This window comes from Mucilaginibacter sp. UYNi724, from assembly GCF_054057495.1.
On the sequence record NZ_JBSRZI010000003.1, the window covers coordinates 339881 to 359622 of the forward strand.

Consider the following 19742-nt stretch of genomic DNA (forward strand, 5'->3'; position numbering starts at 1 on the left):
CATATCATGACAAAAAAATACTTTATTATCATACTTACACTTGCAGCTGTATCAGCCACATCCTGCAAGAAATTTTTGGAGCAGGCACCAGATCAGCGAACCAAGTTGAACACGGTTGAAAAGGTTAGCGAAATACTGGCTACAGCTTACACCCAGGCAGATTTTGCAACCTTTACCGAAGCAGCATCAGACAATGCCGAGGATAAAGGTGTAAACGTTGGGGAGTTAAACCCTGCCAACCAGGACCCTTACTTGTGGAAAGATGTAGAAAGCAGGGATACCGGCACACCAACGTTTTTCTGGAATGCAAGTTACGCCGCAATTGCCGCGTCGAATGCTGCACTTGCCGCTATTGACGAGGCGCCCGATCAAACAGATTATCTGCCATACAAAGGCGAAGCGTTAATTGCCCGCGCATATGCACACTTTATGCTGGTGACGTTATACGCCAAGGTGTACGACCCTACAACGGCTAACGATTCGCCGGGGATACCTTACGTAACTACTCCCGAGAAAGTAGTTTTTCAGAAATACACCCGTGGAACCGTTGCATCAACTTACGCGGCTATAGAAAAAGACCTTTTAGACGGTTTGCCGCTAATTAAAAACAGCGCTTACAGGGTAGTTAAATACCACTTTAACCAAACCGCGGCTTATGCTTTCGCGGCACGTTTTTACCTGTTCAAACGCGAGTACGATAAGGTTATCCAATATGCCACGCAGGCTTTCCCGGGCAATAGTTATGCAAGTAACCTGCGCCCATGGAACACCAAGTATTACGAAGCATCGGCAGGTGAGCAAGAGATTATGTTTACCCAGGCAGCAGAAAATCCAAACCTTTTGTTAACAGAAGCGCCTTCATCATGGGCACGCAGCTATGCAGGTTTCAGGTACGGTATGGGTTTAACCTTAAACGTTGCCCTGCAGCAGCCAAATGTAACCGGCAGCAACTGGAGCGGTATTAAGGTTTACTCGGTTGGCGTGCCAAACTATAAGATACTGAAATACAGGGAACTATTTATCCGTTCGAGCCCCAACGCCAACATCGGTTTGGCTTTTACCATTTTGCCACAATTTACGACCGATGAAATGCTTATAAACAGGGCAGAGGCCTACATTAACACCGGCGATTACACCAAGGCCCTTGCAGATCTTAACACTTTTGCGAGCGTACGGATAAGGGATTATGACCCGGCTACCGATGCGGTAACTCTTGAGAAAGTAGCGCTCTTTTACAATACCGACGATATTAAACAGGGCTTGATAAATACCGTGCTCGATTTTAAAAAGACAGAATTTATACAGGAAGGCTTACGCTGGTTAGATATCGTAAGGCTTAAGTTACCTGTAACGCATAATATAAAAGCGGTTAACGGTACCAACACTTATATCACTTTAGAGGCTGAAGATCCGAGGCGTTTATTCCAGCTCCCATCAGAGGTCTCGCTTTCAGGCATCCCGTTAAACCCAAGATAATCACTCTTAATACAAGAAAATGAAAAAGATATTTTACAGATCAATCTTAATGCTCGCGATAGTAGCGATGGCATCATGTAAAAAGGAGGGCACGCTAAATGCTAATCTGGATGCTATTGACCGTAACAACCCGGCTAATATCGCGGTTGATACCTGGCTGAACGATAATTATGTTGTGCCTTACAACATCGAGGTTAAATACCGCTGGGATGCTTTTGAATTAGACCTTTCAAAAGATATGACCCCGCCAAAAGAAGAAATGGTGATCCCCGCCATGGAAACCGTACGCGATATATGGATAAAGCCTTACGAAAAAGTTGGCGGTGCCAATTTTATGAAGGTTAACTCGCCCAAGCAATTTGTTTTGGTGGGTAGCCCGCAATTTAATGGTGATGGTACCATCACCTTAGGTACTGCAGATGGTGGCCGCAAGATAGTGTTGTATGTGATCAACAACTTCTCTAAAACCAACCGCAGCGGCATTAAAGGAATGGCTAACCTGATGTACCACGAGTTTACACACATTTTAAACCAAAAGCTTGCTTTTCAAACACAGTTTGCGTTAGTAACAAAGGCAGATTATACTGCCAACTGGAACATCCCAAGTTTGGAAGAAGCACGCTCGTTAGGTTTTATCACCCAATACTCGCGCTCTAACCCTATTGAAGATTTTGCCGAGATGGTTTGTAACATGATCGTAATGGGCAGGCCCTTGTTTGATGCTACCGTTGATGCCCTGCCTGATGATCCGCGTACCAAGCTTCGTAAAAAAGAACAGTTAGTGGTAGAGTATTTTAAAACCGCATGGAACATCGATTTTTATGAGTTACAGAGCACCGTGCAGGATGCGATAGACCAACTGGCACCTGTCATCCTTAAAAACTCTATCGGCCCCAACAATTTGTATTCCACCTTTACTGCTAAACCTTCAGAGGAGCCGCAATCGGCAGATTTCCTGGCCAAATGGAATACAGCTAAGGCCTCTATGGACGCTGTTGGCTTTAAGTTAAAGGAATATAGCTTTACTTACCTGGCTAATAACATTGTAACGCTGCGTTACACATTCACCAATAGTGCCGGTACCACAACTTACTATGGTGATGCCGATTATAAATACACGATAGACAATGCCGGGGTTACGAAGTTTACGTTAGTTAATCCTCAAACCAGCGGAACAACCTATGGTAATATGGGTGTTATAAAACCATTTATGACAGCTGTTGACAGTTATATACAAGGCAACGATTTTAAAATAGATTGGGCGCCGGGTATCGATAACAGCACCAAAGGGTTGCCAGGGGCGCGCGGCGCGTTCTATAAGGTAACCGATCCAAGTTCGTATTTAACCGGGGCTTTAAACTAACCTCTTTAATCTTACTTACAAATGAAAAAATATTTAATATATAGTTTTATCACCATCGCCCTATTTGCAAGCTGCAAAAAAGGCGTAGACCCTGCCGCAGGCGAAAGGCCCGAAGAGCGAACTGCCACGACACTCAAAATATACGATGATGCCCTAACGGGTGCCCCGAATGGCTGGAAGGCTTACCTGTATCCATCGGGTGGCAGCGGCTTTTCATTTTACATGACTTTTAACACCAGCAACCGGGTAAGTATGTATGCCGACATCAACAGCACATCTACCCAAACAAGCTCGGAAAGCAGCTACCGTTTGAAAGCGGTGCTTGCACCGTCGTTATTGTTTGACACTTACAACTACATGCATATACTTGCAGATCCTGCGCCTGAAGTTAACGGTGGGACAGCGGGGTGGGGCTTGTATTCAGATTTTGAGTTTACGTTTGATAAATTATCGGGTGATAGCATCCTGCTGCACGGTAATATGTTAAAAAGCCAGCTGATATTGGTAAAGGCGACAGCCGCAGAAGCGGCTGCTTACAAAGCCAAAAGGTTAAACACTTTGGTGAACAACATTGTTGATTATACAGCCGCTAACAAAAATCTGTACCTGCAACTTGGCGATAATATCAAAATCCAAACCACGCTTAACATTACCTCAAAAGTATTGAGCTTGAACTGGGTTAAAGATAATACGGTATCGCAAAGCACTTCGGCATTTGCATTTACGCTTACCGGCGTGGTGTTAAAGCAACCCGTGGTTTACGAGGGTAAGAAGATAACCGAGTTAACCTGGGATGCTGCAGCCAAAAACCTATACACTACATTAGGCGGGGAGAAGGTTGTTATACAAGCATCGCCAACACCTATTTTGCCTTTACATTTACTTATTGGGGTAAGTTATAATAATATTATTGTACCTAACGCCATCAATTATGCGGGCTGGTCTGCAGATTTTGTAACCAGGCGCGCAACTGCCGCATTGGCAACACAAAAAGGCCCTTACGGTTTAAGGTTGGATAGGATGCAGTTTATATTTAATGTGTTAGAAAATAGCCTAACCGTTACTGTAGATATTTACCAGGGCAACAATAAGTTTTTGGCCGATTTCCCTTACGCTTACACCAAAACCGGCGACGGCGTTTACAAGTTTAACGCAACCCCGCCCACGGGTAATGCAGGGCTTATTGTAAATGAGATGGCACCGCTTACAACACAACGTATAGGTGCCGACCACTTTATATTAGACTATTTCTTTGACGCTAATACCGGCCAAACCCTGGGGCAGTTCAAAAGTGTTGAACATCCCGATTTTGCTTTTACTGGCTCACTAAATTAAATAACAATTCAAACAGGGCCGGCTAATTACCGGCCTCGTTTTATTCAAATAGTGCGCTGTTGTCGTTTAAGTAAATATTTCATAAATTAATTTCGTATCTTGAAATATCATCTGTCCTGAAAAAATGCAATTAACTGTTAAGCTTAACAGGTTGTTTATCAATTGTCTGTGTTCAAATAATGTTTTAATTATTTGATGTTTTATGTTTTAATAACGTACGGAATTGAATATTGTAACTGATCAAAACACTTTTACAAAATTTTACGGCACTCACTTTCAAACATATGCGCTACTTGCTATGCAATATGTCGACGATATATTTGTGGCAGAAGACATTGTACAAAACGTATTTGTTAAATATTGGGAAAACCCCGCTGTATTAGAAAATCCATCTGCATTAAAGGCCTACCTGGGCCGTATGGTAATAAACAACGCTATCAATCATTTGAAAAGAAATAAAGACCTGGAGAGGCACCACAACACTATCGGTAACGAGTTTGACGAACAAGATGTTTACCAGCAATTTTACGAGCAGGAACTTAAAGTAGCCATCTATAAAGAAATTGATCTGCTGCCCGAGCAGTGTAAAAAAGTATTTAAACTAAGCCGGTTTGATGGCTTAAAGTACAAAGAGATAGCCCACATGCTTGACCTAAGCGACCGTACTGTAGAAAACCATATTGCCAATGCGTTAAAGGTGCTCCGTAAAAAGATATTTACCGATACCGTAACCGTAGAAGCAAATCTGGCTAAATATAAATTTCTGCTGGTGTTTATTGGTGTTTAATAGTCTGTTAAAAAATATAAACACTATAAGCCAAACCCTTTGCTGCGCTTTTAAAGTTATCGCCCGGGTTTAAGTTAACATGCGGAAAACGCTTCTGGGGCAACTTTTGAATACTACCAACCATAGATATACCACTCGTTAAAACGAGGCTATCGATGTTTTTTGGGTCGATACCATTTTGCAGCATAAACGCATCAAGATAGTTTGCTATGCGGTTTACATCCTTTGCAATAATACCTTCATAAACCTTCATTCGCTTCAAAAAGTTAAGGTTTACATCGCTACAGGGTTAATGCTATCCCCATTGATATCTGGTAACCATTACGTTCCACTTTGTTTAGTTGTGTTTTATTGCTTTCCCCACTATTAAAAAAAAGTTCATCTATGCCTTTGCCGGTTTGCCATGTGTAGTAATTACCCCCGGCTTGGATAGTGATATTTTTAAAAAGTCTGTATACCAAAAAAAGCTCACCGTCGATACCAAAACCTTTAGCGGTGTGACGGTAGCTGACCGGGTGCTGAAAGGTTTGGATCAGGTTCCAATCCGCAGCGGCATTATAGCTTACCTGGTTGTAGGTGGCAGCTACGGATACTTTAAGTTTATTGGTGATGCCAAATGCTGATTCCGCTCTACCGAAAGGGCCTTTCCAGTTGGCTTTATAGGTGCTGTTAAGGTCAGGGAAGTTACCGGTCCGGTCCAAAATATAAAATGACTGTGTGCTGATGCCGTAACCTGCATAAGCATTCAAATTAAACCTTGATTTGTTGATTAGTTGGTATCCTGCCGCCGCCGACCAATCCCTTGAATATCCTTTATCCGCATTGAAGCGTTCATTATAGACCACATCGGTCCGGTTCTCGCCGTTATAATCATTATCTGTAACCGTACCCGAATGAACAAACACATGTGAGTAACGGGCATCTAATAATAGCTTGCCCCAATAATTCCATTGCAAAGCCGCGGTAAAAGCTTTTCCGGCAATTTTTTTCCATTGCAATTCCGAGTAAACATTGGGGCTTTCGCCTGCAAGATTACCCGCGATAGACCACTTTAGGTTCTGCTGGGCATAGCCTGTAGTTAAGCTTAACGATATTTTTCGGGGTATATTTTGCGCAAACACAGTGCTTATGCAGATGACTGCAAACAGGCCGGTAAAAAAGGATCTTCTCATCAGAAAAATAAAAAGCCTGCCCTTTGGGGCAGGCCTAAACAGGTGATCTATTGGTTAATGCCAAACGCTTCCCAACCGGATGCCGTAGCTCTTGTACAGGTCATGGCCTGGGTGCCGTTCTCGCTGGAAATGAACTTGCCGTTATTGCCCCTAAGCGTTATTTTACCATCGCCGGTGGGCACCCAATCAAACTTTTCCCAGTCGCCAATGGTGGTTCGGTTACAGGTGATCGCTTGTGTTCCGTTTTCTGATGATACGTATTTATTAATAGCGCGCAAGGCAACCTTACCATTGCCCGCATCAACTATAGTAAATTGCTCCCATGCTTGCGCGGCTGCGCTGGTACAGGTCATAGCCTGAGTGCCATTCTGGCTATTAACGTACTGGTTGTTAAAGCCTTTAAGCGTAACCGTTTGGCCAACTGGCGCTGTGGAACCAGTGCCGCCGGTTATGTTGTACACACGCACATAATCTACCAGCATGTTGGCTGGCAGCGCGCCGTTATTAATCGTGTTCCCGGGCAGGTCGCCGCCTACTGCAAGGTTCAGGATCAGGAAGAAGGGTAACTGAAACTCTTCGGTGCTATTGATGTTGTTTTGGATACTGCCCGTATGAAACAGTGTGCCATCTACAAACCATTTAATACTGTTGGCGTCCCATTCAACCGCGTACAGGTGGTAATCTGTAACGTTATTGACCTGGGTGTTGCCGCCGTAATAAACATGGCCATTATTGTTCCAGTGCATGGTGCCCAGTGTAGTATTGCTGGTATTGGTTTGCTCCATAATATCAATTTCGCCACACTGCGGCCAGTTTACCTGGCCTATATTGGCGCCCAGCATCCAAAATGCAGGCCAGCTCCCCTGAAAAGCGGGTAGTTTAATACGCGCCTCTATCCGGCCATACTTGACCGTAAACTTACCTGCGGTGGTTATTTTACCGGATGTGTACGGCTGCCCGCCCATGCTTTGGTTTTTAGCAGTTATAACAAGGTTGCCACCGGTTACGGCAACGTTTGCCGATGAATAATACTCTTTTTCGTTATTTACGTTCGGGTTGCCGTTGTCGATGTTCCATTTGCTGCCGTCTACGCCGCTGCCGTTAAATTCGTCCGACCATGCCAGCGTTAAAGCCCTTGGCGTGGTGGTAGCATTTTCGGCACCTGCCTTAACATCCGCGGATTGGCTGATATCCTTCTTACAGGATATTAGAACGATCCCCGCCGCCAGGACAAGGCCGGCGCCTTTTAGCATTTTCATTAATCGCTTTTTCATATAGTTTAGTGTTTGGTTTATTGGTTAATGCCAAATGCTTCCCAGCCCGATGTAGTAGCGCGGGTACAGGTCATTGCTTGTGTGCCGTTTTCGCTGGAAATGAATTTGCCGTTATTGCCCCTGAAGGTAACTTTGCCATCGGTTGTAGGCACCCAATCAAATTTTTCCCAGTCACCAATGGTGGTACGGCTACAGGTTATGGCCTGCGTGCCATTTTCTGAGGACACATATTTATTCATTGCGCGGAGCGCAATTTTACCGCCGCCGGCATCAACTAAGGTAAACTGTTCCCAGGTAGAAGCAACAGCGCTGCTGCAAGTTATGGCTTGCGTGCCGTTTTGGCTATTTACATATTGGTTATTAAAACCTTTTAGTGTGATGGTTGACCCTATTGGTGCACCGGTTCCGCCACTACCGCCGCTGCCCGGTGAGCCGGTCCATATAAAGGTTGCAACTGCACCCGCAGCTAAAGTATAACTAAACGATTCGCTGCCCCATTTTACCTTGAAGTTTACATCGCCGCTACCGCTGTTTGAGGCGATAAGCACTTTTGATCCATCACTATTTTTAAAGGCCACGTTCTGGATGCTCCCCGCGATGTTAGAGCTGATACGCACCGCGCCCGGCCTAACAAATTTTGAAGCGTGCGCTATAATATAGTAGCCCACATTACGGGTTATAGATGTACCGCTAACCGTGATGCCACCTAAACAGGTGCTGCAACCGCCGTTGGTGTGCGGGTTGTTATTTGGATCGGCGGCTAAATTCCATTCCAAAACATTGCGGCTCCAGTTACGGGTTGCGCCAATGATCAGGGTGTTGATATGCCAGCCAAGGTCGCCGCTAAAGTTGCTTGGTGCGCCTACCCATTGTTCGGTGAAATACACATTTTTATTTGGATAAGCATTGTGCACATCTGTAAGCGTGCCAATATTTCCTGCGTATAAGTGAAAAGCAGAGCCATCTACATATTGGCCGGCATTACCTACAACAGTAGTAGCATAACTTGGCACATCGGTGTTATGGTCATAAGCAATGATCTTGGTATTTAACCCCGCGTTGCGCAATTGGGGGCCAAGGTTATTGTTAATGAAATTTACCTGCTCATTTGCCTGCATAACCATACTTGGATTGTTGTAGGGGTTAAGCGGTTCGTTTTGCGGGGTAATGGCATCAATGGTGATACCCTGTGCTTTCATGGCCTGGATATATTTTACAAAATACCGGGCGTAGGCATCATAATAAGCGGTGTTTAAGCTCCCGCCGGTATAACCATTGTTGCCTGTAGTATTAACCTTCATCCAGGTAGGGGCGGTCCACGGCGTAGCCAATATTTTAATGTTTGGGTTTATGGCCAGGATAGCCTTGAGGATCGGCAGGAAGTCGGTGTTTTCCTGCGCCAGGCTAAAGTTATTCATGTTCACATCGCCCGACGTTTGGTTATAGGTAAAATCGGATGAACTTAAGTCAGATGCACCTATACTTATGCGAAGGTAACTGATGCCTATTTGCCCACTGCCGGTGCCAAATAACTCGTTCAGTACGGCGGCTTTATTGCCGCCTAAGCCATTTAATAAGCTTGCGCTGCCACCGGTAAGGGTAAAACCGAAGCCGTCGATCCCCTGGTAAGTTACGCCTTCGTCAACCGTAATGGTATTCGCGTTTGTACCAGCGTCGGCGGCAAAATTAACTGTGCTCTGGGATAAGAGCGCGCTTTTATCCCCTTTGGTTAAAAATACGCTAACCGGCCCGGTGGCAGCGCGGGCCGTAGTACCAGTTGCGCCGGGGACATCTGCGGCCGGCGGCCGAACGTCTTTTTTACATGCGTAATTCAGCAGTACAAAGGCGAGCAGCACCGCCGCGATCAATTTTAAACTGTAATTAATTTTCATAATAGTTATTTGGTTTGAGTAATTGGTTTGCATATTTTGGTTTTAACGGGCAAAAGCGCTATTAACTGATATTTAAAAAGCAAGAATACGTGATTCGAAAGACGAAGCCTTGAACTTTAAGTTTTTCAGTAAGATAGCAGATGTCGTTACAATTGGTTAAGACAAATTTAAAGCAATTTCTACGTTATAAACAAATATATATTTTTATAAATAGCTGATAATTAGTTAATTAAATATTATCTGATACGCTTGAATCACAATGGGTTTTTATTAATAGCTATCTTTAAACGATTTAAAGCACTATTGATAAGAAATAAAAAAAAGTGTTGATACGCTTTCGTCGCAATTAATTATAGCGGAAAAAGTTGTAAATCATACACCAACTTAACTATTAGATAAATAAAGTTGCGGCGATTTTTTAATTTCGTAAGGAAAGTGTTTTCGGGTTGCGCGCTATCAGAGGAACCGGCGCATCCCAAAAACTTTAATTTATGTAATTATTCTGCTGCCGATGTATCTATAACAAGTTTACTCCAGCCCTTACTACCAGCGTTACGCAGTTCTTTTTTCATACCATCCATCGCCTTTTTGATACGCGTGCTGTACGCCCAGCAGGTACTTTGCCGGATAGCGAGTAACTCAGATAATTTATGCGAGGAGATCTGGCCTTTTGTGGAGTACATCAGGAAGATAATATAAAATGCTTTGTTGATGGGTATACGGGTGTTTTGCAGAATAGTATAAGCGATAACCGATTCCTCGTACCCGCATTTAGAACATCGGCGGCTATAAGGCTGGTGCCCGTTACCATAGTGATCGTTCGGGCATTTTTTGCAGGCGTACCCATTGACCCATTTGATTTCAGCCAGGAATTTGAAACAGGTATCTCTATCCGGGTAAATTTTGCTAAACTCTTCAAAACCAACGTCAGTGAGCATAACCCGGTCATGTGTTATTTTTTCAATATTGTTGTATAGTAAAATATTGTCCGTTTCCAGTAAAACGTTCATCCTGGAGATCTCCCCGGCCTGTTCTTGCAGTAGCTTATTCACCTCGGTAAGTTTCGTATTCTGTGTCGCAATTACCGATGTTTGGTCCAGGATCTCTTTTGTGCGAACGGCAACTTGCTCTTCCAAGCTCCTGTTAAGCATGTCTTTCAATTCCTCGTTCTTTTGCAGTTGCCTGATCATGCGCTCCTGTGCCTGGTCTTTTTCGCGCTTTAGCAGGCGCAAGCGGTCGCCAATGGCGAAAGTAATGAACAGCATTTCCATAATGAAACAAAAGCTAAGGCTGTAAAAATTAATAGCGGTAACCGGCAACCACCAAAGATTTAAAGCAATAAGCGTTTTTATAACAAAACCGAAAAACAGGAAGCTATAGCCGATCACAAAGAAACGCGCCGGCCTGTAACCTTTATATAATACATACCACCCTGCCGCATACGAGGCAGACAAAGGAATCAATTCTATGATTTTGTATTCGAACCAAGCCTTGTTGATAAGCAGGCATGCAATAAAAAACAGGCACCGCGCCAGGAGTATACCCGTTATGATTTTATTGTAGTGCGGGGCACGCTCTTTTAAATTGAGCAGGCTTTGCGCAAAAAGGGTGGCGAATATACTGGCCAAAAATAGTGCTATTCCATAAGCATAATGGTTCCATGCGGGGGCCATTTGCCACAAATATTGGTAAGCAATACCGTCGGTACACATTTCATAAAGGCCTATGCTTAGGTTATAAGCTATGTAATAAAGGTATTGCCGTTGCCGCATGGCAATGAACATCATAGAGTTATAGAGGCCAAAGACCAAAATCATACCGTAGAATATCCCGAAGAAGAAATACTCGTCAAGCGCATAGCTTATAAACCAGTTTACAGACCGCAGCACGATAATAACATTAGCAGACTGGTTGGAGCGCAGGCGAAAGTAATATGTATTCCTTTGCCTAAGATCGTCATCAAGGTTAAGTCCGAAGTTTTTATGGCTGTATACGCGGTCAGAGAATGGGCGGTTACTGCCCAGTTGCTTTACCGCATACCTGTTGTGAGCAGCCGGCGAATAAACGGTGATACTATCGATGGTTTGATCAAAAAACTCCAGGATCCAATTGTTCTTTGTGGCGATAGATTGATCGAGCGTAATGCGGTACCAATAGGTCGCATTAATATCGTTTAGCTGCGGGGTAGGATTAAGATTGGGTTTGAACTTGTTATTAAAAGCGGGGCCGCTAACCCGATTGATGTTTAACTGGTTGCCATGCTCTATATAATATTGTATTTCGCCGTACCGGAATACGTGCTGCTTTGCAGTATCGGTCACGGGGATAGCCACCTGCGCTTTAAGCGGAGTTAAACAGCCGTTCAATAAAAAAACAAGGCATAGAAAGCCAGGGTAAACTATATACATGCTAAAGTAGGTATGTTGTAGCTGTTTTGCTTTTGCGCCCGGGCAGGCCAGCAAAAGCAGGTTTATAATTCGAAAAGCAATCTAATGATTTTATTACAATTCATAGGTCACAATAGATTTAATATGCAAAAAGTAACCGGCCTTCATTAAATGTAAGATGATGCTTATAATATAAATAGCATAAAATTTCTTTAGACATAAAACTATAGAGTCAACTAAATTAGCATAGTGGACCTTCATTATTTTTATATGTCTTAGTTCAGAATGAAATCAGATTTTCAGTCTATCTTTAGATAAAATTACATTTTATCTGCTTGGATACCATCTGATTTACAAGAAATGCATAAAGAACATCATGTTACCGGCTCAGAAACGATCAGGGATATAGTAATAGGCATGTCCGATGGTTTAACAGTACCATTCGCGCTTGCTGCCGGTTTAAGTGGCGCCATAAGTTCGTCGACTATCGTTGTTACGGCCGGTATCGCCGAGATTGTTGCCGGGTCTATCGCAATGGGTTTAGGTGGCTTTTTGGCAGGCCGTACCGAAGTGGATCATTACAATTCTGAATTAAAGCGGGAATATGATGAAGTAGACCGTGTGCCCGAGCAAGAAAAAGCCGAGGTGAAAGAGGTTTTTGCTGGTTTCGGATTATCCGAAACCCTGCAACAACAAATTGCCAATGAAATGGCAAAAGATAAAGATAAGTGGGTTGATTTTATGATGCGTTATGAATTAGGCCTTGAGGAACCCCACGCCAACCGCGCTACAAAAAGTGCAATTACTATTGGATTATCCTATATAGTAGGCGGTGTAATACCTCTTTCGCCCTACATTTTAGTTGAGAGTACTCAAACAGCATTATACTACTCCTGCATAGTTACCTTGATAAGCCTATTTATTTTTGGCTATTTTAAAAGTAAGTTAACAGGGCAACGTGCTATAAGCGGTGCTTTTAAAGTGGTGATTATTGGCGCGCTGGCGGCAGGCGCTGCATTTGCTATGGCAAAGCTTATCAATGGTAACTAATAGCGGTGGAACTTTTATGTAAATATAAAGACCCTGGCCGATGCTGAACTTGCGCGAAAGTCAGTAAGGTTAAGCGGTGTTCCCGCCTTCGTTACAGTCGCCAACGAAATTATTTTAATGACGGGATTTATTGTATCATTAATTATGATGATAAACTCTTATTCGGCGGCGATGCAGTACAACTGCCGGTGGCCTACGGCGTGGTGGAGCAGGTGGGCGTTTTAGATGTAAACTTATATGCGGTAGAGGCGGATGGGGCGGTGGTGGTGGTAATCTCAATTGCGCATCGGCCTTAGTAAAAACAAACATAGCCACAAAGGCCAAAATCAATACTTTAAAGGTTTTCATTTGTTGCGATATAAATTATATAAGCATAACCGTGTTTGCATGATATTGTTTAAATTAAATCTATGTTAAAACTAAATGGCGTTTTTTACAGTATGTAATAAGAAAAACTTATTCTAATGAATTGTATTCTTTTATCGCTGTGTTTGTTTTTTAATAATCCGAATAAGTACAATGGCGATCAAAAACGAGAAAGCATGGATGTTAACGGCATCGAACGCGCGTACGTAAGGTACATTCCACAAACGGCCAAGAAAGAAATTATAAAAATGCCCTTGGTTATTTCGTTGCATGGAGGCTTTGCAACACCAAAGGGGCAGTTTCATTTAGCTGATTTCAGGCGATTGGCAGATAAAGATAAATTTATTGTTGTTTGCCCTGCATCAAAACACATATGGCATGAAGGGCGTAATAATAAAGGTATTGATGATGTTAAATTCATAGATCAACTCATCACCTACATGGTCAAAACATACCATGCCGACCCGCAACGTGTTTACGTTACAGGTATATCTAATGGAGGGTTTATGACTTCGCGCCTTGCGTGCCAACTGAGCAACCGGATTGCGGCGATTGCGGTTGTGGCGGGTAGTATGAACGAAAATGAAGGCTATGCGCCGGTAAAGCCAATGCCGGTAATATACATGCACGGAACCAAAGACCCGGTTTTTTCAAATAAAGGAGGTAAGTTTTTTGGCCGGCTAACATATTCACAAGATCGGGTAATTAAGTTATGGGCCACAATTGACAAGTGTTCGTCGACACCCGTTGTTAGTAGTTTACCCGATACGGCAAATGACGGAACCAGCATTGTTAAAGAAGAATACAGCAATCCAAATAATGGGGTTAAAGTTGTAGGTTACACCATTAATAATGGCGGGCACACTTGGCCCGGCGGTTGGCAGTACCTGCCCAGATTTATTGTAGGAAAAACCACAAAAAATTTAGATGCCTGCCAGGTAATTTGGGATTTTTTTAAGCAATATAAACTAAATTAAACTGGTTTGGTTAATTTAGCCAAGGCGGAAATTTAGTATTATCAAATCCAATTATGCTTAAAGGAGTAGGGACAGATCTTGTGGACGTTGAACGTATTGCTCAAAAGTTGATAAAAACCAATGGATTTAAAGAACTGGTATTCTCCGAACGCGAAATAACTTATTGCGAATTAAAAACAAATAAATTTGAACATTACGCTGCTCGTTTTGCTGCCAAAGAAGCATTTTTTAAGGCGTTGGGAACCGGCTGGGCAGACCACACCAGCTTTAACGAAGTAGAAGTGATAAATGATCTCTCGGGCAAACCGGATTTGATTTTAACAGGCCAAACACAAAAAACGCTGAGCGGACAACGCATTGCTAAAATTTTGGTTTCTTTGTCTCACACCAAATCGATGGCTTCGGCAGTAGTTATAATAGAAATAGCAGAATGAGTTCGTCTACATTAGATAGCTTCGTAATAGTACAAGAGCAAAAACTGAAGCAACTGCTACAGTACGTTAACCAACACTCACCTTTTTACAAGGAATTGTTCGCTAAAAATGCGGTAGACGTTTCCAATATTAAAACCATTGCAGATCTTTCGGCGCTGCCAACTACAACCAAGGAAGATTTACAGCGACGGAATGATGACTTTTTATGTGTAAATAGCGATAAGATCATTGAGTACGCGTCCACATCTGGCACGTTAGGCAGTCCTGTTATAATTGCGCTTACTGAGAGCGACTTACGTAGGCTGACGCTGAATGAATATAATTCGTTTGTGTGCGCCGATGGATCGGCCAGCGATATTTATCAGTTGATGCTGACGCTGGATAGGCAGTTTATGGCAGGGATAGCTTACTACTCGGGTTTACGCAAATTGGGCGCGGGCATTATCCGGTTAGGTCCGGGCGTTCCGTCCTTGCAATGGGAAACTATAGAGCGTTTAAAACCTACGGGTATTGTGGCAGTTCCCTCATTTATTTTAAAACTCATTCAATTTGCCCGGGATAACAATATAGATATCAATAGGTCGTCGGTAAAGAAAGCGATCTGTATCGGCGAAAATATTCGTAATGCCGACTTCAGCTATAACGTTCTGGGGAAAAAGATAACCGAGGTTTGGGATATTCAACTATATTCCACATATGCTTCAACAGAAATGCAAACCGCGTTTACAGAATGTAGCGCCGGTAATGGCGGCCATTTGCAACCTGAGTTGCTTATTGTTGAGCTACTTGATGATAATGATCAACAAGTACCTCCCAATACGCCCGGCGAAGTTACCATTACAACTTTAGGTGTTGAAGGCATGCCTTTACTACGATATAAAACAGGCGATATTTGTATGTATTTTGACGACGCCTGCGCCTGCGGCCGCAACAGTTTGCGTTTATCGTCCGTCATTGGGCGGAAAAGGCAGATGATCAAATTTAAGGGCACCACGCTTTACCCCCCTGCGTTATTCGACTTGCTTACCGAGATTGAAGATGTTCTTGATTTTGTTGTTGAAGTTTACTCAAACGAGATAGGGATGGACGAAGTGTTGCTGTATATAGTGCCGCTTAACACGACCAAAGCCTGTGATAACGGGATAAGGGCTTATCTGCAGGCCCGCCTAAGGGTTAGCCCCCATGTAGAATATGTAACTTATGAACAACTAAAAAAAATGCAGGACCAGGAAACTGGCCGAAAAATAACTAAGTTTTTTGATAAAAGAATTTGAACGTATAACAACATCTACCTAAGTTTTGACCGTCAACGGGATTATAAACCACCGATTGAATAAACAAAAACCTATATTTGATGGTAGATGCTTTTGAACTAACATAATTAGCCTATGATACCAATTGGACAAAGCGTCCTTACTTTAAATGACCTCTCTGACGTCCTATTCAAGAACAAAGCTATTACCCTACCCGAAGCTGCTTTAGAAAAGATAAACACCAACTTTGAGTTTCTCCAGCAATTTTCGTCTAACAAACTTATTTATGGTATAAATACGGGCTTTGGGCCAATGGCCCAATACAAAGTAAGTGAAGAGAATTTATTGCAGCTGCAATATAATTTGATTCGCAGCCATAGTTCGGGCAGCGGGGTGCTTTTATCTCCGTTACTTGTAAAAGCGTTGATGGTGGCGCGGTTGAACAGTTTAATGCAGGGCTTTTCGGGTATACATCATGATATCGTGGAACTACTTCGCGATCTGATCAATAAAAATGTAACGCCATGTATTTACGAACACGGAGGTGTGGGCGCCAGCGGCGACCTGGTTCAGTTAGCCCATTTGGGTTTGGTGCTCATAGGCGAAGGTGAGGTGATATACGAAGACTGCTTACGCCCCACTGCCGACGTATTTAAAAGCCTCGGCATTAAACCTTTGTCCATTCATATCCGCGAAGGTTTGGCAACTATCAATGGAACATCGGCAATGACGGGCATCGGCCTGGTGAACATTATACAAGCGCAGAAACTATTGGGTTGGTCGGCAATGCTTTCGGCAATGACCAACGAGGTAGTTGAGGCATATGATGATCATTACTCACAACAATTAAACGTTGTTAAGCATCACATAGGCCAAAACAAGGTAGCGGCAATGCTACGCGATATTTTAGAGGGTAGTAAAATGATACGAAGCCGCTCAAAACATTTGTACCATGCAGATGGAATAAAACATGATGTTTTTGAAGATAAGGTGCAAGAGTATTACTCGCTCCGTTGTGTTACGCAGGTTCTGGGCCCAATATATGATACCATAATTAATGCCGAAAACGTATTGGTGAATGAGCTGAATTCTGTTAACGATAATCCGGTAGTGGATCATGTTAATCAAAATATTTTCCACGGAGGCAATTTTCATGGCGATTATGTATCGCTTGAGATGGATAAGCTAAAGATCGCCATTACTAAATTGTCCATGCTGGCAGAGCGCCAGCTAAATTACTTGTTGAATGATAAGCTAAATCAAAAATTTCCACCGTTTATAAATCTTGGTGTTTTAGGTTTAAACTTCGGTATGCAGGGAATGCAGTTTACAGCAACATCAACCGTTGCCGAAAACCAAACATTGTCGTTCCCGATGTATGTTCATAGTATCCCTAATAATAATGATAATCAGGATATAGTAAGCATGGGGTGCAACGCCGCGTTAATGACAAAAAAAGTTATAGATAATACATTTGCGGTGTTGGGCATACAACTAATGACCATAGCGCAAGCGATTGATCACTTAAATTGCCAGCAAAAACTCTCGCCAAAAACACTGGAGTTGTATAACCAGGTTCGTGAGATGTTTCCTAAATTTATTGAAGATCAGCCGAAATATAAAGAAATGGAGGCGGTACGGCTGTTCCTTGAAACAAACCACCCTGCAATTTCAATTAAATCTTAAACTTGGTAAGATGAAAACTGCATTAGTTACTGGAGGATCAAGAGGGATAGGCAGGGCAATTTGCCTTAAATTTGCCTCTATGGGTTACCATGTACTGGTAAATTATAAAAGCAATGCACCTGAAGCGCAACAAACTCTTTTGCAGATAGAGCAAAGTGGTGGTACCGGGGTGTTACTGCAATTTGATGTGGTAAACAGAGCTGAAATAAAGAGTGTTTTGAGTGGTTGGATAAAAGATAACCCCGAAAATGTGATAGAGTTATTGGTGAACAATGCCGGCGTTAGAGATGATAGCCTGATGGCTTGGATGACCGATGAACAGTGGGATAATGTGATGCATACGGGTGTTGACGCTTTCTTTTTTGTTACCCGCATGTTATTGGATGGCATGATGATGAACAGGTATGGGCGGGTGATCAATATTGTATCCTTATCAGGATTAAAAGGCTTGCCTGGTCAAACTAATTACTCAGCAGCTAAAGCAGGTATTATTGGTGCTACCAAAGCCTTGGCACAAGAAGTTGGCCGAAGCGGGATCACCGTGAATGCGGTTGCCCCCGGTTTTATAAAAACTGATATGACCGCGGATCTCGATGAAAAGGAACTCAAACGATCAATACCTGTAAACAGGTTTGGCACAGCCCAAGAAGTTGCGTCCGCAGTGGGATTTTTGGCCTCCGCTGATGCATCGTATATTACCGGCCAGGTGCTGTCTGTAAACGGAGGGTTGTATTCTTAAAATTTGAGATGACCTACCCGGAAATTTTGTTATTTATCCCTCAAAAACCACCGTTTGTAATGGTTGATGAGTTGCTTTACGCAGATGGCACGGGCACGCAAACTGCCTTCACGGTTAGCGCCGAAAATGCGTTGGTTGTAGACGGCCGGTTTACTGACGGCGGCCTTATGGAAAATATGGCGCAGACGGCCGCTGCGGGCTTAGGGTACCACAATTCGATTAAAAACAAAGTGATAGGTAAAGGATTTATTGGGTCTGTAAAGAATTTTGAGGTTTTTGACTTGCCCCGTGTTGCCGACAAATTAATAACCGATGTGCGCATAGTAGAAAAAGTGCTTAACGCAACCATCATTTCGGGGGTTGTAAGATCTAACGGCAACCTTGTTGCACAATGTGAAATGAACGTTTATATTGATCAATAATGGCAGATGTTTTTATTACTGGCGATAATATTTTATCGCCAATTGGTGCTACCACCGCCGATAATTTTGAGCGCCTCAAAGCCGGTACAACGGGCATCCGGAAACATCATAATAAGCTGCTTGCTGACGAGCCATTCTATGCGTCTCTGTTTGATGGTAATGAAGCTATCTTAATGGCGGGGAGCATGCATTGCACTAAATTTGAACGGCTGATCATCGCATCCATAACAGATGCGCTTAAGCAGTATCCCTGCAATTTAGCTTACAGAACAGCTCTAATTATTTGCTCAACTAAGGGCAATATTAGCCTATTAGAGACAGGGGACAATGCCCCGGCGTTGCAGCGTATTTCTTTGTCCGCGTCAGCTAAATTGATAGCAGATCATTTTGGTTTTACCGGCCCACCTTTGGTTATTTCCAATGCCTGTATATCTGGTTTAATGGGTATTATTACCGGGAAGCGATTAATACTATCGGGCGAATATGACAATGTAGTAATTGCCGGGGCCGATGAGATCTCGAAGTTTATTCTTTCAGGTTTTGGGTCATTTCAAGCCATCAGTTCAGGCCCGTGCAAACCTTTTGACATTCGTCGTGATGGCATTACGTTGGGCGAAGGTGCCGCTACCATGATTTTATCTGCACATCAAAATAGCGGCGATGACGTTAAAGTGACTGGTGGCGCTGTAAGTAACGATGCTAATCATATTTCGGCCCCATCACGCACGGGCGAAGAACTTAAACAGGCAATCACCAAATCGCTTGCTGAGGCAAATTTGAGTAACACCGATATCGATTTTATTTCGGCGCATGGTACAGCCACCGTATATAACGATGAAATGGAAGCCAAAGCCATAACCCTTGCCAATATGCAATACATACCTTTAAATAGTTTAAAAGGCTATTATGGGCATACACTGGGAGCCGCGGGTTTAATAGAGTCCATTATCGCCATACAATCATTAAAGCAAAATATTATGGTTCCTTCGTTAGGTTTCGAGGAAACCGGCACAACCAATAGCTTAAATATTTGCACCGAATTATTGAGTGGACATTATCAAAACTGTCTTAAAACGGCCTCAGGTTTTGGCGGATGTAATGCCGCCGTAATATTCAGCAAAAAATAAAA

The 19742-nt window shown here is 43.1% G+C and carries 17 protein-coding genes; 12 read left to right on the forward strand and 5 right to left on the reverse strand.

Annotated elements, in window-relative coordinates; genetic code table 11:
• Positions 1-6: 6 nt before the first annotated feature.
• The 4 genes from ACVW0P_RS06870 to ACVW0P_RS06885 all read left to right on the forward strand — a co-directional run bounded on the left by ACVW0P_RS06870 (position 7) and on the right by ACVW0P_RS06885 (position 4961).
• A complete protein-coding gene (locus tag ACVW0P_RS06870; protein ID WP_457131414.1) occupies positions 7-1476 on the forward strand; it encodes a RagB/SusD family nutrient uptake outer membrane protein in 1470 nt (489 codons plus the stop codon).
• A 19-nt stretch (positions 1477-1495) separates the two neighbouring features.
• Entirely contained in the window at positions 1496-2839 is a 1344-nt protein-coding gene (locus tag ACVW0P_RS06875) for a zinc-binding metallopeptidase (RefSeq protein WP_457131415.1), read from the forward strand.
• Positions 2840-2860: 21 nt separating this feature from the next.
• On the forward strand, positions 2861-4174 hold the full coding sequence (locus tag ACVW0P_RS06880) for a DUF4302 domain-containing protein (protein WP_457131416.1): 1314 nt from the start codon (positions 2861-2863) through the stop codon (positions 4172-4174).
• Positions 4175-4397: 223 nt separating this feature from the next.
• Positions 4398-4961, forward strand: a complete 564-nt coding sequence (locus tag ACVW0P_RS06885; protein WP_457131417.1) for an RNA polymerase sigma-70 factor — start codon at positions 4398-4400, stop codon at positions 4959-4961.
• A gap of 7 nt (positions 4962-4968) precedes the next feature.
• Here the strand turns inward: ACVW0P_RS06885 and ACVW0P_RS06890 are convergent, their stop codons facing one another.
• The 5 genes from ACVW0P_RS06890 to ACVW0P_RS06910 all read right to left on the reverse strand — a co-directional run bounded on the left by ACVW0P_RS06890 (position 4969) and on the right by ACVW0P_RS06910 (position 11707).
• Positions 4969-5214 (reverse strand): hypothetical protein, encoded by a 246-nt coding sequence (locus ACVW0P_RS06890; RefSeq protein WP_457131418.1) that lies wholly within the window; start codon positions 5212-5214, stop codon positions 4969-4971.
• A 28-nt stretch (positions 5215-5242) separates the two neighbouring features.
• Entirely contained in the window at positions 5243-6133 is an 891-nt protein-coding gene (locus tag ACVW0P_RS06895; RefSeq protein ID WP_457131419.1) for a hypothetical protein, read from the reverse strand.
• A 47-nt stretch (positions 6134-6180) separates the two neighbouring features.
• Positions 6181-7407, reverse strand: a complete 1227-nt coding sequence (locus ACVW0P_RS06900; protein ID WP_457131420.1) for a family 16 glycosylhydrolase — start codon at positions 7405-7407, stop codon at positions 6181-6183.
• Positions 7408-7424: 17 nt separating this feature from the next.
• Entirely contained in the window at positions 7425-9299 is a 1875-nt protein-coding gene (locus ACVW0P_RS06905; protein ID WP_457131421.1) for a glycoside hydrolase family 30 beta sandwich domain-containing protein, read from the reverse strand.
• Positions 9300-9796: 497 nt separating this feature from the next.
• Positions 9797-11707: a 7TM diverse intracellular signaling domain-containing protein gene (locus tag ACVW0P_RS06910; protein WP_457131422.1), complete on the reverse strand. Its 1911-nt coding sequence runs from the start codon at positions 11705-11707 to the stop codon at positions 9797-9799.
• Between the two features lie 339 nt (positions 11708-12046).
• On the opposite strand from ACVW0P_RS06910, the gene ACVW0P_RS06915 reads away from it, so the two are divergent.
• The 8 genes from ACVW0P_RS06915 (at position 12047) to ACVW0P_RS06950 (ending at position 19740) form a co-directional block, all read left to right on the forward strand.
• The gene (locus tag ACVW0P_RS06915) at positions 12047-12736 is read left to right on the forward strand and encodes a VIT1/CCC1 transporter family protein (RefSeq protein WP_457131423.1); all 690 of its coding nucleotides are present in this window, start codon (positions 12047-12049) and stop codon (positions 12734-12736) included.
• Between the two features lie 542 nt (positions 12737-13278).
• Entirely contained in the window at positions 13279-14079 is an 801-nt protein-coding gene (locus ACVW0P_RS06920) for an extracellular catalytic domain type 1 short-chain-length polyhydroxyalkanoate depolymerase (protein WP_457131424.1), read from the forward strand.
• Between the two features lie 53 nt (positions 14080-14132).
• Positions 14133-14513, forward strand: a complete 381-nt coding sequence (gene acpS, locus ACVW0P_RS06925) for a holo-ACP synthase (protein ID WP_457131425.1) — start codon at positions 14133-14135, stop codon at positions 14511-14513.
• Positions 14510-15787: a phenylacetate--CoA ligase family protein gene (locus tag ACVW0P_RS06930; protein WP_457131426.1), complete on the forward strand. Its 1278-nt coding sequence runs from the start codon at positions 14510-14512 to the stop codon at positions 15785-15787. The genes acpS and ACVW0P_RS06930 overlap by 4 nt, the downstream gene beginning before the upstream one ends.
• A 114-nt stretch (positions 15788-15901) precedes the next feature.
• Positions 15902-17452, forward strand: a complete 1551-nt coding sequence (locus ACVW0P_RS06935) for an HAL/PAL/TAL family ammonia-lyase (RefSeq protein WP_457131427.1) — start codon at positions 15902-15904, stop codon at positions 17450-17452.
• 10 nt (positions 17453-17462) lie between these two features.
• The gene (gene fabG / locus ACVW0P_RS06940; protein ID WP_457131428.1) at positions 17463-18191 is read left to right on the forward strand and encodes a 3-oxoacyl-ACP reductase FabG; all 729 of its coding nucleotides are present in this window, start codon (positions 17463-17465) and stop codon (positions 18189-18191) included.
• An 8-nt stretch (positions 18192-18199) separates the two neighbouring features.
• Entirely contained in the window at positions 18200-18613 is a 414-nt protein-coding gene (locus ACVW0P_RS06945) for a 3-hydroxyacyl-ACP dehydratase (protein WP_354429880.1), read from the forward strand.
• On the forward strand, positions 18613-19740 hold the full coding sequence (locus tag ACVW0P_RS06950; protein ID WP_457131429.1) for a beta-ketoacyl synthase N-terminal-like domain-containing protein: 1128 nt from the start codon (positions 18613-18615) through the stop codon (positions 19738-19740). Before ACVW0P_RS06945 ends, ACVW0P_RS06950 begins: the two co-directional genes overlap by 1 nt.
• Positions 19741-19742: the final 2 nt, after the last annotated feature.